Raw genomic sequence first — 22192 nt, forward strand, 5'->3', positions numbered from 1 at the left:
GATATGGACAGGGTGGACTGGCGGTCCTGGGGATCGTGGCGTCGCCTGACCCGGCGACTGCGGCGCAGCTGGCGGTCCTCCCTGCAGTTCCGCACCGTCGCCATCACGGTGGCGGCGTCCGGTGCCGCCATCGGGCTGGTGGGCGTCTACATGTCGGTGAGCGTGGGAAACGACCTGTTCCAGTCCCGGTTGACCCAGGTCCTGGTCGATTCCAACCGGGCCACCGGGGCCGCCCAGGGCATCCTGGACTCCTCGGATGCCGCGGACAGGGTGCAGGTGCAGACCCTGCTGGAGTCCGCACGCACGTCGATCTCCGCGGCGTCATCGAGCCGGCTGGTCGCCGTCTTCAGGGTGCCGGGGCAGGAATCGTCTACCGTCGCACCCCAGGACTCGTCCACGTTCGGGACCAACACTGCCGTCATCTCATCGGATCTGCGGGATACCGTGCAAGACGACGTGGACGGGCAGTTCTGGCAGTCGGTGACGCTGGCCTCCGACGACGGCTCATCCATCCCCGGCATCGTCGTCGGCTCACAGATCACCGTCCCCGTTGCCGGCCGGTACGAGCTATACATCGGCTACAGTCTCGCCGACGCCGAATCGACCCTGCTCTTCGTCCAGCGCACCTTGGGCGGTGCCGGGCTGGCCCTGATCGTTCTGATCGGCGCGGTCACCTGGATCGTCGTGCGCTTCGTCGTCTCGCCGATCCAGGTCGCGGCGGAGACCAGTCAGAAGCTGGCTTCCGGTGACCTGGGCGTTCGTATCCCAGAAAAGGGCGAGGACGTGATCGCGACTCTGGCCCGGTCGTTCAACGGCATGGCCGACAGCCTGCAAAGCCAGATCAAGGAACTCGCCGACCTGTCCGAGGTGCAGCAGCGTTTCGTTTCCGACGTCTCCCACGAGCTCCGCACCCCCCTGACCACCATCCGACTGGCCGGTGATCTCCTCTACGACCAGCGGGCCACGTTCCCGCCGGCCACCGAACGCACCGCGGAGCTGCTGCACGCCCAGGTGGAGCGCTTCGAGCTGCTCCTCGCCGACCTGCTCGAGATCAGCCGCTACGACGCCGGCTCCGTCCAGCTCGAGTCCGAACCCACCAACCTCGTCCACCTGGCGGAGGACGTCATCGACAGTATGCGCTCGCTCGGTGACTCCAAGGGCAGCGACCTCAGGCTGGTCGCGCCAGGCGGGCACCTGGCCGCCGAGATGGATCCCCGCCGGGTGCGCCGAATCGTCAACAACCTCATCGGGAACGCCATCGAACACGGCGAGGGCAAACCGATCGTCGTGTCGGTGGACAGCAACGAATCCGCGGTGGCGCTGTCGGTGCGGGACCACGGGATGGGCATGACCCAGGCCGAGATCAGTCACGTGTTCGACAGGTTCTGGCGTGCGGACCCGTCCCGCAAGCGCACCATCGGCGGCACCGGGCTCGGCCTGGCGATCTCCCTCGAGGACGCCGCAGTGCACCGCGGCTGGCTGCAGGTCTGGTCAAGCCCCGGCGCCGGGTCCTGCTTCCGGTTGACCCTGCCCCGCACCGCCGGCGCCACGTTGACCGTTTCGCCCAACCCCCTGCCGCCGGCGGATGCCGAGACGACAGGGTTCGTGTCGCCGCACGCCGAACCGAGGAGAGACCACCATGCGTAGCCCGGGCAGGCTCCTCGCCGTCGTCACCGCGCTGACCCTGCTGCTCGGCGGGTGCTCGAGCATCCCTCGCAACGGCGTCGTGCAGGCCGGGCAGGACGTGGTGGCCGGCGAGAACCCGGCCCCGGTCTTCCTCCCCGACCGGCCACGCGACGGGGCGTCGATGGAAGAGATCCTGACCGGATTCATCGGCGCCGCCACGAGCCCTGACAACAACTACGAGATCGCCAGGGAATTCCTGACAGCCGATTTCAGCGACACCTGGAAGTCCGACAGCGGTGTCACCGTGGAGGACGGCTCCGGCCGCATCATCGCCCCCGTCGACGAGACCGCGATGCTCGTGTCGGTACGGCCGGTGGCCGAGGTCAACTCGATCGGCGAGTACCACGAGGATGTCGCGTCGGCGAATGTGCAGCTCCGCTATGAATTCGCGCAGGTGGACGGCGAGTGGCGGATCAGCGCGGCCCCCAACGGCACCGTGCTCGACCAGAGCACCTTCGAGGACGTCTTCAGTGCGCAGTCGCTGTACTTCTTCGACCCGGACTACCAGTTCCTGGTGCCCGACGTGCGCTGGTACCCGCGCGGGGCTTCCATGCCGACCAAAATCGTCAATGGTGTGCTCAGCGGACCCAGCGAATGGCTCGCCGGCGCGGTGACGTCGGCCTTCCCCGAGGGCACTGCCCTCACCGCGGACGCCGTCACCGTCGTGGCCAGGGACGCCAAGGTGGACCTGAACAGCGAAGCGTTGAACGCCGACGCGGTGGCCCTGCAGCGGATGAAGAGCCAACTGGAGAACAGCCTGCCGGCCGGTCTCACCGTCACGATCACGATCAACCGCAACTCTCAGGACATCGCCGCGCTCGGGGGCAACGAACCCCAGGTGAATCCCCGGGTGGATGCGCGGGCCCTGGTGCTGCGGGACGGTGAATTCGGCTTCCTCGCCGCGACCGGGAAGACCATCAGCCTGCTCTCCGGGCTGTCGGAGTCCATCGCCGCCCTCACCCCCAGCGCGGTCACCCTGTCACCCTCGCAGACAGCGGCGGCGGTCCTCACCGGATCCGGGGTCTACGGGGTCAGGGTGGGCGAGGACGCCAGGCAACTGGATCCCCGGCTGAACCTCCTCGCACCGTCCATCGACGGCTCCGGGTACGTCTGGTCGGTTCCGACGGACCGGCCGAACGAACTCTTCGTGTACAACACCCAGGGCGCCGCGCAGGCCGTTCCGACACCCTGGCAGGATGCGTCGGCGATCACGGCGCTGAAGGTCTCCCGAGACGGCACCCGGGTGATCGCGCTGCTCCGCGCAGCCGGCGAACTGCGCCTGGTGATGGCCGCGGTGCTGCGGGAGAACGGCGCCCCGGTCGGCCTGGGCGACCCCGTGCAGCTGGCCGCAGACACCGGGACCCCGGTCGACGCCACCTGGATCGACCAGGCCACGGTGGCGTACCTGAGCCTGCAGCCGGACGGCGAAAACCGCATTACCGCACACGAGATCGGTGGCGCCAGTGTGCAGCTCGAATCGTCGGCGGGAATCAGCACCATCACGGGGAGCAATCTGCTGCGCGACCTGAGGGCACTGTCGGTGGACGGCTCGCTTCTGGTGCAGCGCGGAATCGGCTGGCAGGAACGCATCGACGCGGTCACGCTCGTGGCGACCCAGCAGGGCACCGGCGGCTGACAGCGCTCCTCCACACCAAGGTCCCGTCCGTGCCGACGCACAGGAGTGCCGGCCGGGCCGGCTGGATGGCGCGAGCGCGCGACGCTGGCGGGATGATCAGTGGCCAACCGGTGCTGGAGGCGGTGCGCGCGTTCGCCCGCGACGCCATCCTCGATGCCTGGGCGGTACTCATGCCCACCGAGTGCAGCGGCTGCGGCCGAGCAGACCGGGCGCTCTGCACCGCCTGCTCGGGCGCCCTCACGGGCACGCCGACGGCCGCGTACCGTGAGGACCTCACGGTCTGGTCGGCACTGGACTATTCCGACGTGGTCGGCCGGGTGTTGGTCGCGTACAAGGACGGGGGGCGAACGGATGCCGCGCCGGCGCTCGCCGCGGCACTCCGCCTGGCGGTGGCGGCGGCCGTGCGGGCCGCCCAGCCGGCCGCACCTCCTGAACCGGCCGACGGCGGCATCCTGCTGGTCACGGTGCCGTCCTCCCGCCGCGCCTGGCGGGCGCGTGGTTTCAATCCCGTCGACCTGCTGCTGCGCCGGGCAGGCCTGCGAGCGACAGCGGCCCTTCGGCCGTGCGGTACCGTGGCGGACCAGGTCGGGCTGGGCCGGCAGCAGCGGCTGGACAACCGCAGCGGCTCGTTGCGGGCCACCCGGTCTCTCGTGGGGAGCCGGATCGTGCTCGTTGATGACATCGTCACAACCGGGGCCACTCTGCTGGAGGCGCGGCGAGCCATTCGGCAGGCCGGCGGCGAGGTGGTCGGGGCGGCCACAGTCGCCCAAACCCGCCGGCGCCATCCCGACATCTACCGTTCACGGGAAACTGATTGACAAAAGCTGTGACATATCCGGTCGGCGCGACTACGGTTGGTGCCAAAGGCGCGTACCAATCGCCCGGATCAGGGGCGGTTCGCCAGATCTGGAGGTCGTCATGGAAACTAACATTGTTGGACGGAACCTGGGGATCACTGATCGCTTCCGGGAATATGCGACGGAGAAGGCCGAGAAGATCGCCGGCCTCGCCGATAAGGCCCTCGCCCTGGAAATCAAGGTCAGTCGTCACACCGAAAAGAGCGGCGCCGCCGGTAACGACCGCGTGGAACTCACGCTCATCGGCAAAGGGCCCGTCGTTCGGGCCGAAGCCGAAGGAGGCGACAAGTACGCAGCCTTCGACATCGCACTCGGCCGACTCCTCGAGCGGGTGCGCCGGGCCAAGGACCGCCGCAAGGTGCACCGCGGAGGGGCCCACCGCCCCACGTCGCTGCACGATGCCTCGTCCACCGGCTTTGCCGTGATCGACATCGTCCCAGCCGACGGTGAGACCCTGGAGCGGGTGCGGACCGGGGCGATCCAGGTGGTGTCCGACGAGGCCGAGGTGGCCGACGAGGTCGACGAGGTCTACAGCCCGGTGGTCATCCGGCGCAAGGTCTTCTCCGCTGCCCCGATGACGGTGGACGACGCCCTGTACTTCATGGAACTGGTCGGCCACGACTTCTACCTGTTCCAGGACGCCGAATCCCACCGGCCCAGCGTCGTCTACCGGCGCAAGGGCTGGGACTACGGCGTCATCGAACTGGATCCGAACTCCGAGCAGGCCGGGGTGCTGGCCGCGGTGTCCAGCCAGTCCAGCTCCTGACCAACTAGCATTGCTATAGTTGCCGGCTAGGTCGGCGCTACGTGCGTCCGACCGGACGACAGGCGTGTTCACCCACGCCGTGACGACTAGTGGAGTGCATTCGTGGCCGGAATACTGGAAAAAGTTCTTCGTGTTGGCGAGGGGCGCATTCTGCGTCGGCTCGAGAGCTACGCAAAGGCCATCAATGCGCTGGAAGACGACTTCAGCACCCTCAGCGATGAGGAGCTGAAGAACGAAACCGTGCAATTGCGTGAGCGCTACTCGGGCGGTGAGTCGCTGGACGATTTGCTGCCCGAGGCGTTCGCCGCGGTGCGTGAGGCCTCGACCCGCACCCTGGGTCTGCGCCACTTCGACGTGCAGCTCATGGGCGGCGCCGCCCTGCACCTCGGCAACATCGCCGAGATGAAAACCGGTGAGGGCAAGACCCTGGTCGCCACCACCGCCGCCTACCTGAACGCCATCACCAGCCGTGGTGTGCACGTGATCACGGTGAACGACTACCTGGCCAGCTACCAGAGTGAGCTGATGGGCCGCGTGTTCCGCGCCCTGGGCATGACCACCGGATGCATCGTCTCCGGCCAGACCCCGGCGCAGCGTCGCGAGATGTACGCCTGCGACATCACTTACGGCACGAACAACGAGTTCGGCTTCGACTACCTGCGCGACAACATGGCGTGGCAGGCCACCGACATGGTGCAGCGGGGTCACTACTACGCCATCGTCGACGAGGTCGACTCGATCCTCATCGACGAGGCACGCACCCCGCTGATCATCTCCGGCCCCGCGTCGGGGGAGGCGAACCGCTGGTTCACCGAGTTCGCCAGCCTCGCCAAGCGCCTCGTCGTCGACGAGGACTTCGAGGTCGACGAGAAGAAGCGCACCGTCGGTGTGCTCGAACCCGGCATCGAAAAGGTCGAGGACTACCTCGGCATCGACAACCTCTACGAGTCGGCGAACACCCCGCTGATCTCGTTCCTGAACAACGCCATCAAGGCCAACGCCCTGTTCAAGAAGGACAAGGACTACGTCGTCATGAACGGCGAGGTGCTCATCGTCGACGAGCACACCGGCCGGATCCTGATGGGCCGCCGCTACAACGAGGGCATCCACCAGGCGATCGAGGCCAAGGAGGGCGTGGCGGTCAAGGCCGAGAACCAGACCCTGGCCACGGTGACCCTGCAGAACTACTTCCGCCTGTACTCGAAGATCTCCGGCATGACCGGAACCGCCGAGACCGAAGCCGCCGAATTCATGAGCACCTACAAGCTCGGCGTCGTCGCCATCCCCACGAACAAGCCGATGCAGCGCATCGACCAGTCCGACCTGATCTACAAGAACGAAGAGGCCAAGTTCGGCCAGGTCGTCGAAGACATCGTCGAACGCCACGCCAACGGCCAGCCGGTCCTGGTGGGCACCACCAGCGTCGAGAAAAGCGAGTACCTCTCCCGCCTGCTGGCGAAGAAGGGTGTTCGCCACGAGGTCCTGAACGCCAAGAACCACGCCCGTGAGGCTGCCATCGTCGCCCAGGCCGGGCGCCTGGGCTCGGTCACCGTTGCCACCAACATGGCCGGCCGTGGCACCGATGTGATGCTCGGCGGCAACGCCGAGTTCCTCGCCGTCGCCGCGATGAACGCCAAGGGCCTGAGCCCGGTGGAGACCCCCGACGAGTACGAGAAGGAATGGGACGACGTTTTCGCCGCAGTCAAGGCCGAGGTGTCGGAGGAAGCCGACAAGGTCATCGCCGCCGGCGGACTGTACGTGCTCGGCACCGAACGCCACGAGTCGCGACGCATCGACAACCAGCTGCGCGGCCGCAGCGGCCGCCAGGGCGACCCGGGCGAAAGCCGGTTCTACCTCTCGCTCACCGACGACCTGATGCGCCTGTTCAACGCCGGCGCTGCCGAGAGCCTGATGGGCCGCCAGGGCGTCCCCGACGACATGGCCATCGAATCCAAGGTGGTCAGCCGCGCCATTCGCAGCGCCCAGTCGCAGGTCGAGGGTCGCAACGCCGAGATCCGCAAGAACGTGCTCAAGTACGACGACGTGCTCAACCGCCAGCGCGAGGCGATCTACGGCGACCGCCGGCACATCCTCGAGGGTGACGACCTGCACGAACGCACCCAACGGTTCCTCGAAGACGTCATCGACGAGGTGCTGGATGTGCACACCGGTGAGGGCAACGGCGACGACTGGGACTTCGACGCCCTGTGGACCGAACTGAAGACGCTCTACCCGGTGGGTCTCACCATCGACGAGGTCATCTCGGAGGTGGGCAACAAGGGCAAGATCAACCGGGACTTCATGCGCCGGGAGATTATCTCCGACGCCAAGGTCGCCTACTCCCGCCGCGAGGAATCGCTCGGCTCACCCGCGATGCGCGAGCTGGAACGCCGCGTCGTGCTGTCGGTCATCGACCGTCGCTGGCGCGAGCACCTCTACGAGATGGACTACCTCAAGGACGGCATCGGCCTGCGCGCGATGGCGCAGCGTGACCCGCTGGTCGAGTACCAGCGTGAGGGCTTCGCCATGTTCCAGCAGATGATGGGCCAGATCCGCGAGGAAACCGTCGGCTTCCTGTTCAACCTCGAGGTCGAGGTCTCCCAGCCGGCCGGCACCGTCGACGCGCCGATCGTCGCGGCCAAGGGGCTGACCCCGCCGGCCGAGTCCTCGGAGGAGAAGCTGAGCTTCACCGCCCCGAGCGACTCCGGCGGGGTCGAGGTTCGCAACCAGCGCGGCCAGATCCAGCAGGCCGCGACCGACCGTGCCCGCCGTGCGGCCGTCACCGCCGCACCCGCCGACGCCGAACCGGCCGCACCCACCGGCCCGCCGCAGCGCGGCGCCTTCGGCCAGCGCCCCGAGTCCGACAAGCCGGCGGCCAACAACCGCGCCGAGCGACGCACCCAGGGCAAGAAGAAGTAGACAGCCGAGCGAACCTGCGGGCCGGCGTCGTTGACCTGCTCTGGACATCCGATCAGAGCACGTTGATGGCGCTGGCCCGCCAGCGGTTGTCCAGTCCCTCCAGGCGCACGGCGACGGCGCGCACCCGCACCTTGCTGTGCACGATCACGACGGCCTCGATGATTCCGTCCCTGGGCTCGTTGATGCTCACCCGGCCGATCGTGATGGCAGGTCGCTGGGCGCGCTGTCCCTTCACCGCGCGGGCCCTGGCCGACAGCACCACCCGTTTGAGCAGGTGCCGGTAGACGTCGTCGCTGACCCACCGGGCCAGCTGGTCCAGCTCCCGGGCGCCGGCCAGAACCTCGATGACACAACGGGTCAGGTTGATCAGCAATGGCTCCGGATCGGGCAGCGTGGCGCGGGAACTCGGCTGGTGGTCGAAGAAGTCGTCGGCCTGGTACCCCTCGGCGGGGTCGACACCGTCGGCGGCGCCCGGCGGGGTCCCGTGGTGATTCGGCCCGTGCGCGGGCGGTGAGCGGCGCGGGTCTGGCACGGCAAGTGGATCGCTCATGGGTTGCTCCAGATGCATGGATCCGTGGTGTCGGCGAAGAGAGCGGGCTGGCGTGGCTGTCGAGCGGGTGGAACAGCGGACCGGACCCCGAGGATGCCGAGGTCTTGGCCGACACTCAACCACCCGAAAACCGGTCTGTCTAGGCTTGTCTTGGCGGCTGTGGATAACGTCAGCGTCGGGCTCGGCGGCCGACTACCTTCGGGGTGTGCGCTGGGACAATCTGTTCGACGACCTCGAAGGTCAACTCGAGAACGAGTTGAACGCCGAGGACCTCGAGCTGCGCGCCGAGGAGGAACGGTTGCGGCTGGGCCGGCTGGCGCTCCGGCAGCGGCTCACGGGCGTGGCGAACGGCCCGGCGTCCTCACGGGTACTCCGGGTGGTGATGGTCGACGGCCAGGCGCTCACGGTGCGACCGACGACGTTCGGCCGGGACTGGCTGGCCGCTGACCTGCTCGAGGCCGGCACCGGCACCCCCCAGTGCATCCTCCCGTTGGCGGCCATCGGCGCGATAGTCCTGCACCCCGACCAGGTAGCGGAGTCGCTGGCGCCGGAGAGCGGGGTGCAGGCCAGGCTCGTGGACCGCATCGGCCTGCCGTTTGTGCTGCGCGACCTCTGCCGTCGGCGGAAGAGCCTCGAGATCTGGACCGGGGTGGGGCCGGTCACGGGGACCATCGACCGGGTGGGTCGCGATCACGTGGACTTGGCGGTGCACGCGGCAGGCACCCTCAGACGGGCCGGTGAGGTGCAGCAGTACCGGATCGTGCCACTGAACCAGATCCACCTGGTGCGCCTGGACTGAGCGGGTCAGGGCTGGCGGTTCAGGGCTGGCCGTCGTCCGGCCCGGTGGGGTCTGCCGCCGCATCCGGACGCAGGATCCGGCCGGCCGACAGCTCCGGGATGTTCGCGAAGTCGGATTGCTCCCAGAGCGACAGCCGGCGGGCCTCCTCGTATTTCGCCTCGATGTAGGACTCGAGGACGACCCGTTCCACCCGCCAGGCGCCCGTGGCGCCGATGCGGATGGCGGGCAACTCGCCGGAGCGCACCAGATCCAGCGCGGCGGGGACGGAGAGGTTCAGGATCTGGGCAGTGTCGGCGAGGGTCAGGAATCGGCCCACGGATGCGGAGGAGACGGGATCGCTCATGCGAACGATTATCCGTCGTGTTGGGGATTCCCGCCCGGCCACCGGACGACCTGTGGATAACTTCAGCGCGCACCGGCCGTGCCCGCCACGATGGTAGCCAGCCCGAATAGACGAGACGGACAGCGGACGAGGTGCGCATGAGACGAGGACAGCCGGCCGGCCCCGGCAGGCCCACGACCCCCACGAGAACCCGGTTCTGGTTCGACCCGCGGTTCGGATTGGGCCTGATCCTCGTCGTGGCCTCCATCGTCGGGGTGGGGGTCGTCGTGGCCGGCAGCGACCGGACCGTCGCGGTGTACGCGGCGCGGGTGTCGCTGGCCGTCGGAGACCGTCTGGATGCCGCCGACCTGGTCGAGACCGACGTGCGGCTCGGGGCCGCCGGGGAACTCTACCTCACCCCCGCCCGGCTTCCGGCCGACGGACTGCTGGTGACCCGCACCGTCACGGCCGGTGAGCTGGTCCCGGCGGCTGCCGTCGGCTCCCGGGCGGGCGAGGGCGTGACGAGTCTGGTCCTCGAACTGCGGGGGAGGCTCTCGACCGGGCTTGAGGCCGGCTCGGTCGTGGATGTGTGGTCAGCGGGCGAGATCGACAGCGGGGTGTTCGGCCCTCCGGCCGTGCTCGTCGGTCGCGCCGCCATCGTCCGGATCCTGGAGCCGACCGGTTTGATCCAGTCCGGCGGCGGCCGGGCTGTGGAGGTTCTGGTGCCCAAAGACAAGGTCGCGGCCGTTCTCGAAGCGATCGCCAACGAAGACGCGCTCTCGCTCGTGGCCGTGAACGCCCCGATCGGAGGCTGACGGTGTCGCTCATCGCTCTCGCCCTGGACCGGGACACCGAAGACCGGCTGCTCGCCGATATCATCGAGCACGGGCATGTCATCGTCGCCCGTCCGGCGACGGTGCGCGAACTGCTCGCCGCGATCGAGCGGCATTCCCCCGACGCCCTGGTCGTGGGAGCGACTGCCGGCACCCTGACCGCTGAGCTGCTCGCGGTCAGCGACGCGAACGGCATCCGCGTGGTCGCCCTCGCCGCGACCGATGCCGAACGCCGCTACGCGGCCGAGCTGGGTCTGCACGAGGTCGTCGACGCCAACGCCCCCTGGACCGACATCGACAGGGTGTTGACGTTGGGCGGTGACATTCCCCTGCGCATCGACGACGACCCGCCGGCCGACGCCGCGCCTCCCGTCGCGGCCAGGCGGTCACGGCCTGGGCGACGGGCGAAGGAGCCGCGGCGGGCGGGCCGGCGGCAGCCCGCCGAGGCCGAGGCGTTCGAGACCGACGCAGCCGCGTCCGCACCGGACGAGCCCGGAGCCGGGCTCACCGGAACGGGCACGGTCATTGCGGTCTGGGGTCCGGCTGGGGCGCCGGGCCGCACCACCCTGGCGATCAACATCGCCGCGGAGATAGCGGCCGCGGGACACACCGTGGTGCTCGCTGACGTTGACACTTACAGCGGTTCGATCGCGCCGAGCCTCGGCCTCCTGGACGAAGCGCCGGGCTTCGCCGCGGCCTGCCGGTTGAGCGGCTCCGGCACCCTGACCACGGTGGAGCTTGAGCGGATCGCCCACCGTTACAACTCGCCGCGGGGTGCGTTCTGGGTGTTGACCGGAATCGGGCGCCCGTCGAGGTGGCCGGAGTTGTCGGCCGAGCGGGTCAGCGACACGATCACGGCCCTGCAGCGGTGGGTCGACTACGTGGTGCTCGACACCGGATTCAGCCTGGAGAGCGACGAGGAGATCTCCAGCGATCTGTTCGCGCCCCGCCGCAATGCGGCAACCCTGGCCGCGCTGGGAATCGCCGACCGGGTCGTGGCCTGCGGACTGGCCGACCCGGTCGGCCTGGCCAGGTTCCTGCGGGCCTGGGGTGACCTCACCGAGGTGATCACCACCGATCGGGTGCACGTCGTGATGAACCGGGTCCGCGCCAGCGCCGTCGGCCCGGCGCCGGCCGGCCAGGTGAGCAGTGCGCTGCGCAGGTTCGGTGGCATCGACGCGGCCGTCCTCGTGCCGCACGACCAGGCCGGCGTCGATTCCGCGGTGCTGACGGGCCGCACCCTGCGGGATGCGGCCCCGCGGTCGCCGGCCCGGCTGGGCATCCTCGGTTTTGTGCGAGACGAGCTGCTTCCGGTTCCGGATGCGCACCCCCGCCGTCAGTGGCGACGCGCGTTTGACTGGCGACGACCGGTTCAGGCCACCTGAGCCGGAACGAGCTCGATCACGGTGACGGCGCCGTTCTCGCCGACGATGATCAGCATCCGGTCGCCGCTGACGCCGGTCATGACCTGTTCGACCTGGCCGGGATCCGGCAACACGGTCGCCGCACCGGAACGCTGCCAGTACTCGACGGGTGCCCCGGTGAGCCGGCGCAGGTGGTCAACCACCGGCGCCGCCCCCGGGCCCATGACCAGCACCACCTCGCCGATCGCCCGCGCTGCGCCGGCGGGCCGGGCAGCGGCGGGCACAGCGGCGGGTGCGGCGGCGGGCGCGGCCGCGGCGAGCTCCGCCCGGTCCCGCCGCCAGACGCTGAAGTGGTAGGCCGCCACCAGCCCGGTGGCCACGAGTAACCCCAGGGACGCGCGGATGCGGTCCAGAAGCCCGGGGTTGCCGGCGAGAACCGTGTCGAAGAGCCGGAAACCGATCACCAGGAGCGTGACCAGGGCGACGACGGCGCTGATACCGAACACCACGACGAGGTACACGCTACGGCCGGGGGAGCCGCGCCGTTCCGGCGCGGTCGCGGTGGCCGGGCGCCAGGTGAACCACCAGAGCGGTCCGCCGACCAGCAGGGAGCTGATTCCGCCGAGCAGCAGGGTGCGGGGATCGGGCCCGGCCAGCGGGCTGGTCACCGTGGCCAGCAGCGCGTTCACGATGACGCCGACCCCGGTGGCCGCGGCGACCAGGGAGACCCCGCTGGTCACAAGGGTGCTCGCCTCCCTGACGGCGGTCGTGCGCCGGGACACGACTCCGCGGTGGTAGACCCAGATCAGGCTGCCGACGAGGGCGGCGGCGAACGCCACGCCGAGGGGTTCGAAGAGCCCTGGCAGCGAGTCGGACCGGTCGAAGGCCAGGCGCAACAGCACAAAGAGCACGGTGCCGGTGCCGGCCAGCGCCAGCAGGGCCCCGCCTAAGATACCCACGCCGACCAGGGCCACCGCGGCGAGGGCGGTTCCGGTGCTGCGTCCGCCCTCGCGCAGCCAATGCCACCACCACACCAGCGCGCCGCCGGCCGCCCAGACCAGCGCCTGCACGGCGCCGGTCCACCACGGATCTCCCGCAGACGCGGCGGCGCCGGCGGTACTTAGGCCGCTGGTGATGGCGTAGTCGAGGAGGATCGTGAGCGCGGTGATCGCACCGCCGGCCCCGATCAGCAGCCCGAAGGTGCCGCCGAGCACCGCGGCGGTGCCGGGTAGCCGGGTGGGCCGCCGGTGGGTTCGGCGCAGTACGAATCTGTGCCCGGCCCACACTGCGGCCCAGACCAGTCCGGTCGCGGCCTCGGCGGTGAACAGATCGCCGGTCACGGTGGCGGCGACGGCTGAGAGCAGCGCCGTGGCCGAGACGACCAGGGCAACCGTGGTGACGCCGACCAAATACAGCGCCCAGGCCAGGGAATCCCGCTCGGCCGGATCGGCCAGGCGCCGCCAGGCGAACCAGCCCAGGACCGCGGCCAGGGGTCCTCCGATCAAGGTGAAGGTCAGCGAGACGGCGAGGCCCGTGGTGTCAGAGCCGGCGAGCAGCTCGCCGGTGACCACGTCGAACAGCCGGCTGAGCAGGTCGCCGAGCCCGCTCGCGGTGAGCGCGACCAGCACGAACAGGATCGTGTACACCACGACCCGGCGCACGATCGGTGCTGCGGATGGCCGTGCGGGCCGCTGGTGTGCTGTCTCGGTCACGTGTCGTCTCCCCGGCTGGTGGGTTGGCAGACGGTGAGCTGCCACGGCGCCTGGTCGATGAGCCAATCCCCGTTGGTTTCGACGAGGTCGAAGGCCTCCTCGGACTCGTACTCCGACGCCCCGAACGGGCCGCTCTCGTACGAGGTGACGATCAGCACCCGCACATCGGCGCTCGACTCCCGCTCGACGGTGTCGACGAGGGTGATGCGGATGTCGTCGGTCGCCGGCGTCGAGGTACGGTCGCAGTCCGCCCGCGCGCCGACGGTGAGGTAGCGCAATGCCGTCGTCTCATCGCCGTCCAGCACGGCGGTGGAGTAGGCCTGCACGACCCCGCCCGGCGTGGCGACGTCGAGCGGAACGGGTTGGCCCCGAGTGAAGACCACGATCAGCGCGACCACCACGAGCAGGGCGATCAGGCCGAGGACCACCAACAGTGCCGGGTCGCGCCGGGCGGCCGGCTTCGGTGCCGGACCGGGTTCTTGGGCGGGATCTGCGGTGGTCATATCGCGAGCATGGCGCATCCGCGGCCGCGGCACCAGCATCCGCCCGGCTTTGCCGTAGCCACGGCAGCAGTGGGCCCGCCGCGGCCGTAGGCTGGTCACGTGTCGACGCTCAGTGATCTCGTACTTGCCCAGGGCCGCAATAGTGCGGAGGACGTCGACTGGCTGCACATGCTCGTCGCCGACGGCCAGCTGCTGGCCGATCTCGCCTTCGCCGACATCGTGGTCTGGGTGCCCACCCTCGGCGGCAGCTTCGTCGCCGTCGCCCACGCCAGGCCGTCCAGCGCCGCGACCCTGTTCTACCGCGACTTCGTGGGCCACGAGATCAAGGCCGAATGGCGCAAGCAGGTCACCGAGGCCTTCGACACCGCCAAGATCATCGACACCACGGCGCCGGACTGGTACGAAGAGACCCCCACCCGGGTTCGGGCCATCCCGGTGCGCCGGCGCATCAGCTCCAGCGGCGCCGAGATCACCCCCGAACCCATCGCCGTGCTCACCCGGCACACCAACCTCAGCGAGACGCGCACCCCCGGCCGGCAGGAGCTGACCTTCAATGACTGCGCGAACGACCTGTTCGCCATGATCGCCTCCGGCGACTTCCCCGACCTGGGTGCCCCGACCGGTCCGCGGCGCGGCGCACCCCGCGCCTCGGACGGCCTGATCCGCCTGGACCTGGACGGGGTCACCACCTTCGCCAGCCCCAACGCGTTGTCGGCGTTCAACCGGATGGGCTTCGCCGACGAACTCGAGGGCGAGTCGCTCGCCGAGGTGACCACGAGCCTGCTCAGCGGCAAGGCCGTCGTCGACGAGTCGCTGCCCCTCGTCGTGACCGGCCGGGCACCGTGGCGCACCGACATCGAGGCGCGCGGAGTGACGGTGTCGCTGCGCGCGATCCCCATCCGCAACCGCGGTGAACGCATCGGTGCCATCGTGCTCTCCCGCGACGTCACCGAGCTGCGGCACCAGGAGCGCGAACTGATCACCAAGGATGCCACCATCCGGGAGATCCACCACCGGGTGAAGAACAACCTGCAAACCGTGGCGTCGCTGCTGCGGATCCAGGCGCGGCGCACCCACTCCGACACCGCCCGTGAGGCCCTCAATCAGGCCATGCGCCGCGTCGCGGCCATCGCCGTGGTGCACGACACGCTGTCTTCAGGCCTCAGCCAGAACGTGGACTTCGACACCGTGTTCGACCGGGTGCTGCTGCTGATCGCCGAGGTGGCATCCGCGCACAACACCACCGCCCACCCCACGTCATCCGGGAGTTTCGGCATCCTTCCCAGTGCCTACGCGACGCCGCTGGCCTTGGCGCTGACCGAGCTCGTCACGAACGCCGTCGAGCACGGGCTCGCCGGCCGGGAGGGCGAGGTCGCCATCGAGGCCGAGCGCAACGAAGAGACCCTCACGGTGCGGGTCCGCGACAACGGGTCGGGCATGCCGGAGGGCAAGGTCGGGTCGGGGCTGGGCACCCAGATCGTGCGTACCCTGATTCAGGGTGAGCTCAGCGGCACGATCGACTGGCACACCATGATGGACAGCGGCACAGAGGTCACCATCGAGATTCCGCTGCGTTTCATGGAATTCGACTGATCCGCCCCGGACTGATCCGCCCCGCACGCAGCGAAACGGGCGAGCAGCTACGGCTGCTCGCCCGTTTCGAAGTGGGGGAGACGGTCTCTAGGAAGCGCGGCGGGCGCGGGCGGCGCGGCGCTTGAGGGCGCGGCGCTCGTCTTCGCTCAGGCCGCCCCAGACTCCGGAGTCCTGCCCGGTTTCGAGCGCGTACTGAAGGCACACTTCCGTGACGTTGCAGCGGGCGCACACGGACTTGGCCTTCTCGATCTGGTCTACTGCGGGGCCAGTGTTGCCAACCGGGAAGAAAAGTTCCGGGTCGGCGGTAAGGCAGGCTGCTTTGTCGCGCCAATCCATAGGGGTGCTCCTTTATTGCGGGGGGATGCCTGGCCGATCGGCCGAAGATGCGGGGAAGGCCAGGTTTCAGGAAGGTCGGATCTGCGAAGAGATCTGCTCACCACCCTGTGAGCGTCAACCGGGCCTTAAATATGGTCGCATAATAGGGAGGTCAAATCAATAGTTTTGTATGGGATATCGCTGTGAGACAACCGTTCGACCCCAGCCAGGACGGCCTGGACGAGCCCCGGCCCGCCCGCCGGTCCCGCGCGCTCATCACCCTGGTGCTGCTCCTGGCCGCCGAAGCTGCCCTCCTCTGGGGGGCCGTCGTCTGGCTGATCATGGAGCTTCTGACCGACCAGCCGACGTCGTTCGCGAGCGCCGTGGCCATTCTCGTGCTCACCGTTGTCGCGGCCGCTTGGGTGTCCACCATAACGGTGGCGACCCTCCGGGGACGGTCCTGGATCAGGGCCGCCGCGGTGACCTGGCAACTGGTACAGGTTTTCATCGCCATCGGCTGCTTCCAGGGCTTCTACGCCAGGCCGGACCTTGGCTGGGCGCTCCTGATCCCGTCGGTGCTCGTGATCGTGCTGCTCTTCACCCGCAGCGTGCTCGAGGCCACCCGGCCCGGCGAACCCCGCTAGATCCCGAGCCCCGCCGAGAGGCAGCCGCCCCGCCAGAATCGCGGCGGCGCGCACCACTCCTGCAGAATTTCGCTTCACCCGCCCACGGGCCCGTGATCCCGGCATCTGCTGGCCGTAGGCGGGTCGAATTGCAGGAGTTATGGATGCGCGGCACCTACGGTCGCGCACCTGGGATCCGATCGGACGTATCCGACGCACTTCTGGATCGGTCGGCCAAACCGGGTGGCGACGAGCGCAACTCCTGCAATTTCTGCCGAGCCGGACGCGGCACCCGCCGAATCACGGGGCTGGCCGACGGGGTGTGGGAGAAATTGCAGGAGTTGTGAACCAGTCGGACGGCGAAGGGGATGCTGCGGGTGCGGGCGGTCTGGGCGCCGGCGGCGAGCTAGATCCCGAGCTTCTTGCGCAGGCTGGCCACGTGCCCGGTGGCCTTCACGTTGTACAGGGCCAGGGCGACCTGGCCGGCCTCGTCGAGCACGAAGGTCGAGCGCAGCACGCCCGTGACGATCTTGCCGTACAGGTTCTTCTCACCCCAGGCGCCGTAGGCGCGGTGCACGGCGAGGTCCTCGTCGCTGAGCAGCGGGAAAGTGAGGTGGTCGTTCTCGGCGAACTGGGCGAGCTGGGCCTGGGTGTCCTTCGACAGGCCGAGCACCTGGTAGCCGGCCGCCCCGAGCAAGCCGAGGTTGTCCCGGAAGTCGCAGGCCTGGGTGGTGCAGCCGGGCGTCATGGCGGCGGGGTAGAAGTACATCACAACCTTCTGGCCGCGCACGGAGGCCAGACTGACCGAGTTGCCGTTCTGGTCGGTGAGGGTGAAGTCGGGGGCTGTGTCGCCGGCTGCGAGCCGGGTGGAATCAGTCATTCCACCACGCTACCCGGTCAGTTCTCACCCGGCCGGTGCGCCGGCGCGGCGGCGAAGGTCGCCAGGAGGCGCTGGAGGGAGTCCAGGCGCGCCTTCCCGGTGTCGCCCAGGGTTCCGGCGGCAACGGCCTCGTTGATGGCGCAATCGGGCGAGGAGGGCAGGTGGGTGCACCCGCGCGGGCATTTCTCGGCGATGACGGCCAGGTCGGTGAAGGCGCGCAGGATGTTGTCGGTGTTGATGTGGCCCAGGCCGAAGGAGCGCACGCCGGGGGTGTCGATCACCCAGCCTCGGCCGGCATCCGTTTCGAGCCGCAGCGAGATCGTCGACGACGACGTGTGCCGGCCGCGCCCGGTGACGGTGTTCACCACACCGACGGCGCGGTGCGCGTCGGGCACCAGAGCGTTCACCAGGGTGGACTTGCCGACCCCGGAGTGGCCGACGAAGACGGTGTCGTGACCGACCAGCGCGGCGGAGATGGCCTCGAGCGGCATGGCGTCGTCGCGGCTCTGGAACACCGGCAGGTCCAGACCGGCGAAGTTGCTCAGGAACTCGGCCGGGTCGGCCAGGTCGGTCTTGGTCATGCAGAGGATGGGGGAGACCCCGGCGTCGTAGGCGGCAACGAGGTAGCGGTCGACGAGGCGGATGCGTGGCTCCGGGTTCGCGGCGGCCACAACGATGAGCATCTGATCGGCGTTGGCGACGATCACGCGCTCCACGGCATCCGTGTCGTCGGCGCTGCGGCGGAGCAGGGTCTCGCGGCGCACGATGCGCACGATGCGGGACAGGCTGCCCTCGGCGCCCGTGGTGTCACCGACGATGTCGACGCGGTCGCCGGTGACGACGGCGTGTTTACGCAGCTCGCTGGCGCGCGCGGCGGTGACCCGGCGTTCGGTGGGCTGGTTCTCGTCGAGCATCACCGTGTACCGGCCGCGGTCGACCGACAGGATGCGTCCGGTCAGAGCGTCGCCGTGTTCCGGGCGGGTTTTGGTGCGCGGCTTGGTGCCCTTGCGGCCCGGGCGGATGCGCACACTGGACTCGTCGAACTCCGGCTCGTCGTCGTCCGGGCTCGACCACCACGTCACGCGGTGCCCATCACTGAGTGCCCGCGCCGGACACCAGAGAGTGCCACAGCTCGGCGAACTGGGGGAGGGTCTTGGCGGTCGTGCCGATGTTCTCCACCTCGACGCCGGGCACGACCAGCCCCAGCAGGGCGCCGGTGGTGGCCATCCGGTGGTCGTCGTAGCTGTGCCAGGTGCCGCCGTGCAGCGGTCGCGGCTCGATGGCCAGGCCGTCCGGCAGTTCGGTGACGTGGCCGCCGAGGTTGTTGATCTCCGTGGCCAGGGCAGCGAGCCGATCGGTCTCGTGGTGGCGGATATGACCGATGCCGGTGATGGTACTCGGCGAGTCGGCCAGGGCGGCCAGGCCGACCAGGGTGGGGGCCAGTTCACCTCCCGTGGACAGGTCGAGGTCGACGCCGCTGATGCGGCCGGTGCCCGTGACGGTGAGCCTGTCGCCGTCGAGGGTGACGGTGGCGCCGAAGAGCGGCAGCAGCTCGGCCAGGTGCGCACCGACCTGGGTGGTCACGGCGGGCCAGCCCGTGATGGTCACGCTGCCGCCGGCGACCAGCGCCGCGGCGAGAAACGGTGCGGCATTGGAGAGGTCGGGTTCGATGTCGACCTCGGTGCCGCGGATCGGGCCGGGCGCAACGTTCCAGACGCCGACCTCGGGGCTGGTGACTCTGACGCCGCGCCGGGCGAGGGTGTGGATCGTCATCTCGATGTGCGGCAGGCTCGGCAGGCGCTCGCCGGAGTTGCGCAGTCGCAGGCCGTTCGCGAAGCGGGGCGCGACGAGCAGCAGCCCGGAGACGAACTGGCTGGAGGAGGACGCGTCGATGGTGATCTCGCCGCCGTCCAGGCCGCCGGTGCCGTGCACGGTGAACGGCAGCGCTCCGCGGCCGTCGTCGTTGATGTCGGCGCCGAGGGCCCTGAGCGAGCTGATGGTGGTCGCCATCGGGCGGCGCCTTGCGCCGGCATCGCCGTCGAAGGTGGTCGGGCCCAGCGCCAGCGCGGCGACGGGCGGCAGGAATCGCATCACCGTGCCGGCCAGGCCGCAGTCGATGGTGGTGGACCCGAACAGCTCACCCGGTGTGATGCGCAGGTCGGAGCCGTATTCGCCGTCGCCGTCGACGGACTCGATTGTCGTGCCGAGCTGCTGGAGTGCTGCGACCATGAGGTCGCTGTCACGCGAGTGCAGCGGGAAGCGGAGCACTGAGGGAGAGTCGGCCAGGGCCGCCAGGACGAGTTCGCGGTTGGTCAGCGACTTGGAGCCGGGCAGCGACAGGGTGGCGGTCAGCGCCCCGGGCGCGACGGGAGCCGCCCAGAGGACATCCGTCTCTTCGGGCGAGCTGTCGCCGTAGGGATCGAACTCCGGCTTGGAATATCTCGAGATCAACATCGGTTATCAGAATAGTCGGGAATACCGATTTACAGGATCGCACCCAGGAGGTCAGCAGATGGCAGCAGCCATGCTCATGGAGCGCAACCTTGCAGCCCCCGTTCTCGCAGCACCCGCCCTCGCGGCAGCCGTGGAGGTCGATCGCTTAGAATTGTCCGTGATGACAACAGATACGACTGACATGCGGGACCTGTTCGAAGCACAGGCCATGCCGTTCATCGACCAGCTGTACGCAGCGGCGATGCGCATGACGCGAAACCCCTCAGACGCCCAGGACCTCGTGCAGGAAACCTTCGTCAAGGCGTTCGCGTCGTTCAAGCAGTTCGAGCAGGGCACCAACCTCAAGGCGTGGCTGTACCGGATCCTCACGAACACCTTCATCAACACCTATCGCAAGAAGCAGCGCGAGCCCTACCAGGGCACCATCGACGACCTCGAGGACTGGCAACTCGGCGGCGCGGAATCCACGACGGCGACGTCGAGCCGCTCCGCCGAAGCCGAAGCGATCGACCACCTGCCTGACAGCGCCGTCAAGGACGCCCTCCAATCGATCCCGGAGGACTTCCGGCTGGCGGTGTACTTCGCCGACGTCGAAGGCTTCTCTTACCAGGAGATCGCCGAAATCATGAAAACACCCATCGGTACCGTGATGAGCCGCCTCCACCGCGGCCGCCGACTGTTGCGCGAGCTCCTGGCCGGGTATGCCCAGGAGCGCGGCCTCGGCACGGGTCAGAGCGCACCGATCAAGAAGACATCCGGGAGCACAGGAAAATGACCGATTGCGGTTGCGAGAAGGCCAAAGCCGAACTCGAAGAGTATTTGCACAACGAACTCCGCAAGGAGGACGCCCTCGACATCCGGGAGCACCTCGAGCACTGCCAGGACTGCCGGAGCGAGCACCACGTGGGCCGCACCCTCACCGACGTGATGCAGCGCGCCTGCAAGGAGACCGCACCGGAAGACCTGCGCGACCAAGTCCTGCAGCGGTTGCGCGCCATCCAGTCGGCCCACTAGCCGATTCGCGCCACTTTCACTTCGATCGACGTCACGGCAGGGTCGCCGGACGCGACGAAGTACTCCTCGATGGTGTCGTAGACCCTACGGCAGACTTCCGTCGCCGCGTCAGCGTCCGAGATCCCGATGGCGACGGATGCTGTGAGGCCCTCGGCGGTTTCGGTGAGCGTGATCAGCTCTGGACTCGTGGGCCTGGCAGTGAGCGCACCGACCACCTGGTGAACGAGGGTGGTCAGGATGGGCGCTGCCGGGTACAACTCGTCGACGCCGGGAACCTGTTCGACAACGGCGGCCAGTTCCTCGGTGGGCTTCGTGGTGGTGCTCATGGCGTCTCCAGTCTCGGGAACGGGGGGGACCAGATTATTGTAGATCTTCGGCGGCGAAAAACTTTCCTGCCAATTTCGTGACGAATCCGCGGTTGGTCGCGTCGTAACTAAGACGATGCAGATTCTGCCCTCATCGCCGTCGATCAAGGAGCCCCCCGGATGTCCAGCAACACCCCCGCACAGCCGAACGCGGCGACCGCCCTGCCGGCGAACGCCCCAGAGGTCAGCGACGGCGCCGGGGACCGGGTGGGTGAGGGAGTCACGACCATCAAGGACGGCGTCATCGCCAAGGTCGCCGCCCTCGCCGTGCGGGAGATCCCCGGTGTGCACTCCTTGGGCACCGCGCCGACCAGGGCACTCGGGGCGATCCTCGATGCCGTCGGCAACGCCGACGTCAACCCCGGCATCTCCGTGACGATGGGCGACACCGACGTCGCCGTCGACATCACCCTCGTCGCCGGCTACCCGGTGCCCCTGACGGCCCTGGCCGATCAGATCCGCGCCACCGTGACCGGTGCCATCGAAGGCCTGGTGGGAATCGCGGTATCGACAGTGAACGTGACCATCACAGACATTTACGTGGCCGAGGAGCCGGACGACACTGACGTCGCCTAGGCTCCCGGCCGCGTAATCAAGCCCGGCTCGCCAGAGCCAGGTCGGACTGCACAGCCAGTTTCGAAACACCAGCAGTACCCACACCAACAGAAATGAGACACTCCATGGGGTTCTTCGGATTCCTTCTTCTCGGCCTCCTTGCGGGCGCCATCGCCAAGCTGATCCTCCCGGGCAACCAGGGCGGCGGATGGTTCATCACGCTTCTGCTCGGCGTTGTCGGCGCACTGCTCGGCGGGTTCCTCGGTAGCGCGCTCTTCGGCGCACCGCTGGAAGACTTCTTCTCCATCCAGACCTGGCTTCTTGCCATCGGTGGATCCATCATCGTTCTCCTGATCTACGGCTTCGCCGTAGGCCGTCGCAAGGCGTAATCCCACCGGGATTCCCGTCCGCGAAAGGCGGCACGCCGCACCTTCGGGTGCGGGTGC

General features: G+C 68.9%; 23 protein-coding genes. 14 read left to right on the forward strand and 9 right to left on the reverse strand.

The features are described from left to right. Positions 1-3: 3 nt before the first annotated feature. The 5 genes from mtrB to secA all read left to right on the forward strand — a co-directional run bounded on the left by mtrB (position 4) and on the right by secA (position 7864). Entirely contained in the window at positions 4-1647 is a 1644-nt protein-coding gene (gene mtrB, locus BJQ95_RS03035; protein ID WP_130178639.1) for an MtrAB system histidine kinase MtrB, read from the forward strand. Beyond that, the gene (locus BJQ95_RS03040; RefSeq protein ID WP_165384995.1) at positions 1640-3322 is read left to right on the forward strand and encodes an LpqB family beta-propeller domain-containing protein; all 1683 of its coding nucleotides are present in this window, start codon (positions 1640-1642) and stop codon (positions 3320-3322) included. Before mtrB ends, BJQ95_RS03040 begins: the two co-directional genes overlap by 8 nt. Before the next feature lie 92 nt (positions 3323-3414). After that, positions 3415-4140, forward strand: coding sequence for a ComF family protein (locus tag BJQ95_RS03045; protein WP_130178637.1), 726 nt, complete (start codon positions 3415-3417; stop codon positions 4138-4140). A gap of 100 nt (positions 4141-4240) precedes the next feature. Then, entirely contained in the window at positions 4241-4945 is a 705-nt protein-coding gene (gene hpf / locus BJQ95_RS03050; RefSeq protein ID WP_130178636.1) for a ribosome hibernation-promoting factor, HPF/YfiA family, read from the forward strand. A 102-nt stretch (positions 4946-5047) separates the two neighbouring features. Beyond that, complete coding sequence (gene secA / locus BJQ95_RS03055) at positions 5048-7864, forward strand: preprotein translocase subunit SecA (protein ID WP_130178635.1); 2817 nt, start codon at positions 5048-5050, stop codon at positions 7862-7864. A gap of 52 nt (positions 7865-7916) precedes the next feature. Here secA and BJQ95_RS03060 read toward each other — a convergent pair whose 3' ends face one another. Beyond that, a complete protein-coding gene (locus BJQ95_RS03060; RefSeq protein ID WP_240694871.1) occupies positions 7917-8414 on the reverse strand; it encodes an Rv3235 family protein in 498 nt (165 codons plus the stop codon). 205 nt (positions 8415-8619) lie between these two features. Here BJQ95_RS03060 and BJQ95_RS03065 point away from each other — a divergent pair, with 205 nt between their 5' ends. After that, the gene (locus tag BJQ95_RS03065) at positions 8620-9213 is read left to right on the forward strand and encodes a hypothetical protein (RefSeq protein ID WP_130178634.1); all 594 of its coding nucleotides are present in this window, start codon (positions 8620-8622) and stop codon (positions 9211-9213) included. A gap of 19 nt (positions 9214-9232) precedes the next feature. Here BJQ95_RS03065 and BJQ95_RS03070 read toward each other — a convergent pair whose 3' ends face one another. Then, on the reverse strand, positions 9233-9556 hold the full coding sequence (locus BJQ95_RS03070; protein WP_370688366.1) for a helix-turn-helix domain-containing protein: 324 nt from the start codon (positions 9554-9556) through the stop codon (positions 9233-9235). Positions 9557-9693: 137 nt separating this feature from the next. Here BJQ95_RS03070 and BJQ95_RS03075 point away from each other — a divergent pair, with 137 nt between their 5' ends. Then, positions 9694-10350: a hypothetical protein gene (locus BJQ95_RS03075; protein WP_130178633.1), complete on the forward strand. Its 657-nt coding sequence runs from the start codon at positions 9694-9696 to the stop codon at positions 10348-10350. 2 nt (positions 10351-10352) lie between these two features. Further along, positions 10353-11753, forward strand: a complete 1401-nt coding sequence (locus BJQ95_RS03080; RefSeq protein ID WP_130178632.1) for a regulator — start codon at positions 10353-10355, stop codon at positions 11751-11753. Here the strand turns inward: BJQ95_RS03080 and BJQ95_RS03085 are convergent. Beyond that, positions 11741-13444 (reverse strand): DUF5671 domain-containing protein, encoded by a 1704-nt coding sequence (locus BJQ95_RS03085; RefSeq protein ID WP_130178631.1) that lies wholly within the window; start codon positions 13442-13444, stop codon positions 11741-11743. The genes BJQ95_RS03080 and BJQ95_RS03085 overlap by 13 nt on opposite strands. After that, positions 13441-13947 (reverse strand): hypothetical protein, encoded by a 507-nt coding sequence (locus BJQ95_RS03090; RefSeq protein WP_240694870.1) that lies wholly within the window; start codon positions 13945-13947, stop codon positions 13441-13443. The genes BJQ95_RS03085 and BJQ95_RS03090 overlap by 4 nt, the downstream gene beginning before the upstream one ends. 99 nt (positions 13948-14046) lie before the next feature. On the opposite strand from BJQ95_RS03090, the gene BJQ95_RS03095 reads away from it, so the two are divergent. Continuing rightward, on the forward strand, positions 14047-15540 hold the full coding sequence (locus BJQ95_RS03095) for a sensor histidine kinase (RefSeq protein ID WP_130178630.1): 1494 nt from the start codon (positions 14047-14049) through the stop codon (positions 15538-15540). A gap of 87 nt (positions 15541-15627) precedes the next feature. On the opposite strand, the gene BJQ95_RS03100 is transcribed toward BJQ95_RS03095, so the two are convergent. Beyond that, on the reverse strand, positions 15628-15876 hold the full coding sequence (locus BJQ95_RS03100; RefSeq protein WP_035837005.1) for a WhiB family transcriptional regulator: 249 nt from the start codon (positions 15874-15876) through the stop codon (positions 15628-15630). A 182-nt stretch (positions 15877-16058) separates the two neighbouring features. On the opposite strand from BJQ95_RS03100, the gene BJQ95_RS03105 reads away from it, so the two are divergent. Beyond that, on the forward strand, positions 16059-16499 hold the full coding sequence (locus tag BJQ95_RS03105; protein ID WP_240694869.1) for a hypothetical protein: 441 nt from the start codon (positions 16059-16061) through the stop codon (positions 16497-16499). A gap of 385 nt (positions 16500-16884) precedes the next feature. Here the strand turns inward: BJQ95_RS03105 and bcp are convergent, their stop codons facing one another. The 3 genes from bcp to aroA are packed head-to-tail and all read right to left on the reverse strand — an operon-like array spanning position 16885 to position 19812. Beyond that, a complete protein-coding gene (bcp, locus tag BJQ95_RS03110) occupies positions 16885-17358 on the reverse strand; it encodes a thioredoxin-dependent thiol peroxidase (protein ID WP_130178629.1) in 474 nt (157 codons plus the stop codon). Positions 17359-17375: 17 nt separating this feature from the next. Continuing rightward, positions 17376-18440, reverse strand: coding sequence for a ribosome small subunit-dependent GTPase A (gene rsgA / locus BJQ95_RS03115; protein WP_130178628.1), 1065 nt, complete (start codon positions 18438-18440; stop codon positions 17376-17378). Between the two features lie 10 nt (positions 18441-18450). Continuing rightward, positions 18451-19812: a 3-phosphoshikimate 1-carboxyvinyltransferase gene (gene aroA, locus BJQ95_RS03120; RefSeq protein ID WP_130178627.1), complete on the reverse strand. Its 1362-nt coding sequence runs from the start codon at positions 19810-19812 to the stop codon at positions 18451-18453. A 160-nt stretch (positions 19813-19972) separates the two neighbouring features. Here aroA and BJQ95_RS03125 point away from each other — a divergent pair, with 160 nt between their 5' ends. Continuing rightward, on the forward strand, positions 19973-20587 hold the full coding sequence (locus BJQ95_RS03125) for a sigma-70 family RNA polymerase sigma factor (protein ID WP_205750195.1): 615 nt from the start codon (positions 19973-19975) through the stop codon (positions 20585-20587). Continuing rightward, a complete protein-coding gene (locus tag BJQ95_RS03130; protein ID WP_130178626.1) occupies positions 20584-20826 on the forward strand; it encodes a zf-HC2 domain-containing protein in 243 nt (80 codons plus the stop codon). Before BJQ95_RS03125 ends, BJQ95_RS03130 begins: the two co-directional genes overlap by 4 nt. On the opposite strand, the gene BJQ95_RS03135 is transcribed toward BJQ95_RS03130, so the two are convergent. Next, positions 20823-21152 (reverse strand): hypothetical protein, encoded by a 330-nt coding sequence (locus BJQ95_RS03135; RefSeq protein WP_130178625.1) that lies wholly within the window; start codon positions 21150-21152, stop codon positions 20823-20825. The genes BJQ95_RS03130 and BJQ95_RS03135 overlap by 4 nt on opposite strands. Positions 21153-21311: 159 nt before the next feature. Here BJQ95_RS03135 and BJQ95_RS03140 point away from each other — a divergent pair, with 159 nt between their 5' ends. Both BJQ95_RS03140 and BJQ95_RS03145 read left to right on the forward strand, forming a co-directional pair. Further along, entirely contained in the window at positions 21312-21767 is a 456-nt protein-coding gene (locus tag BJQ95_RS03140) for an Asp23/Gls24 family envelope stress response protein (protein ID WP_130178624.1), read from the forward strand. A 104-nt stretch (positions 21768-21871) separates the two neighbouring features. Then, entirely contained in the window at positions 21872-22135 is a 264-nt protein-coding gene (locus BJQ95_RS03145) for a GlsB/YeaQ/YmgE family stress response membrane protein (protein ID WP_088455336.1), read from the forward strand. Positions 22136-22192 lie beyond the last annotated feature (57 nt).

This window comes from Cryobacterium sp. SO1 (assembly GCF_004210215.2).
Classification (GTDB): domain Bacteria; phylum Actinomycetota; class Actinomycetes; order Actinomycetales; family Microbacteriaceae; genus Cryobacterium.

Bases quoted from the DNA above. Each gene is read 5' to 3' on its own strand.
- BJQ95_RS03040 (WP_165384995.1), top strand. From the start codon at position 1,640: ATGCGTAGCCCGGGCAGGCTCCTCGCCGTCGTCACCGCGCTGACCCTG.
- aroA (WP_130178627.1), bottom strand. From the start codon at position 19,812: ATGTTGATCTCGAGATATTCCAAGCCGGAGTTCGATCCCTACGGCGAC.
- BJQ95_RS03100 (WP_035837005.1), bottom strand. From the start codon at position 15,876: ATGGATTGGCGCGACAAAGCAGCCTGCCTTACCGCCGACCCGGAACTT.
- hpf (WP_130178636.1), top strand. From the start codon at position 4,241: ATGGAAACTAACATTGTTGGACGGAACCTGGGGATCACTGATCGCTTC.
- BJQ95_RS03125 (WP_205750195.1), top strand. From the start codon at position 19,973: ATGACAACAGATACGACTGACATGCGGGACCTGTTCGAAGCACAGGCC.
- BJQ95_RS03070 (WP_370688366.1), bottom strand. From the start codon at position 9,556: ATGAGCGATCCCGTCTCCTCCGCATCCGTGGGCCGATTCCTGACCCTC.
- BJQ95_RS03140 (WP_130178624.1), top strand. From the start codon at position 21,312: ATGTCCAGCAACACCCCCGCACAGCCGAACGCGGCGACCGCCCTGCCG.
- bcp (WP_130178629.1), bottom strand. From the start codon at position 17,358: ATGACTGATTCCACCCGGCTCGCAGCCGGCGACACAGCCCCCGACTTC.
- BJQ95_RS03145 (WP_088455336.1), top strand. From the start codon at position 21,872: ATGGGGTTCTTCGGATTCCTTCTTCTCGGCCTCCTTGCGGGCGCCATC.
- BJQ95_RS03045 (WP_130178637.1), top strand. From the start codon at position 3,415: ATGATCAGTGGCCAACCGGTGCTGGAGGCGGTGCGCGCGTTCGCCCGC.
- BJQ95_RS03130 (WP_130178626.1), top strand. From the start codon at position 20,584: ATGACCGATTGCGGTTGCGAGAAGGCCAAAGCCGAACTCGAAGAGTAT.
- BJQ95_RS03135 (WP_130178625.1), bottom strand. From the start codon at position 21,152: ATGAGCACCACCACGAAGCCCACCGAGGAACTGGCCGCCGTTGTCGAA.
- BJQ95_RS03075 (WP_130178633.1), top strand. From the start codon at position 9,694: ATGAGACGAGGACAGCCGGCCGGCCCCGGCAGGCCCACGACCCCCACG.
- BJQ95_RS03090 (WP_240694870.1), bottom strand. From the start codon at position 13,947: ATGACCACCGCAGATCCCGCCCAAGAACCCGGTCCGGCACCGAAGCCG.
- BJQ95_RS03060 (WP_240694871.1), bottom strand. From the start codon at position 8,414: ATGAGCGATCCACTTGCCGTGCCAGACCCGCGCCGCTCACCGCCCGCG.
- mtrB (WP_130178639.1), top strand. From the start codon at position 4: ATGGACAGGGTGGACTGGCGGTCCTGGGGATCGTGGCGTCGCCTGACC.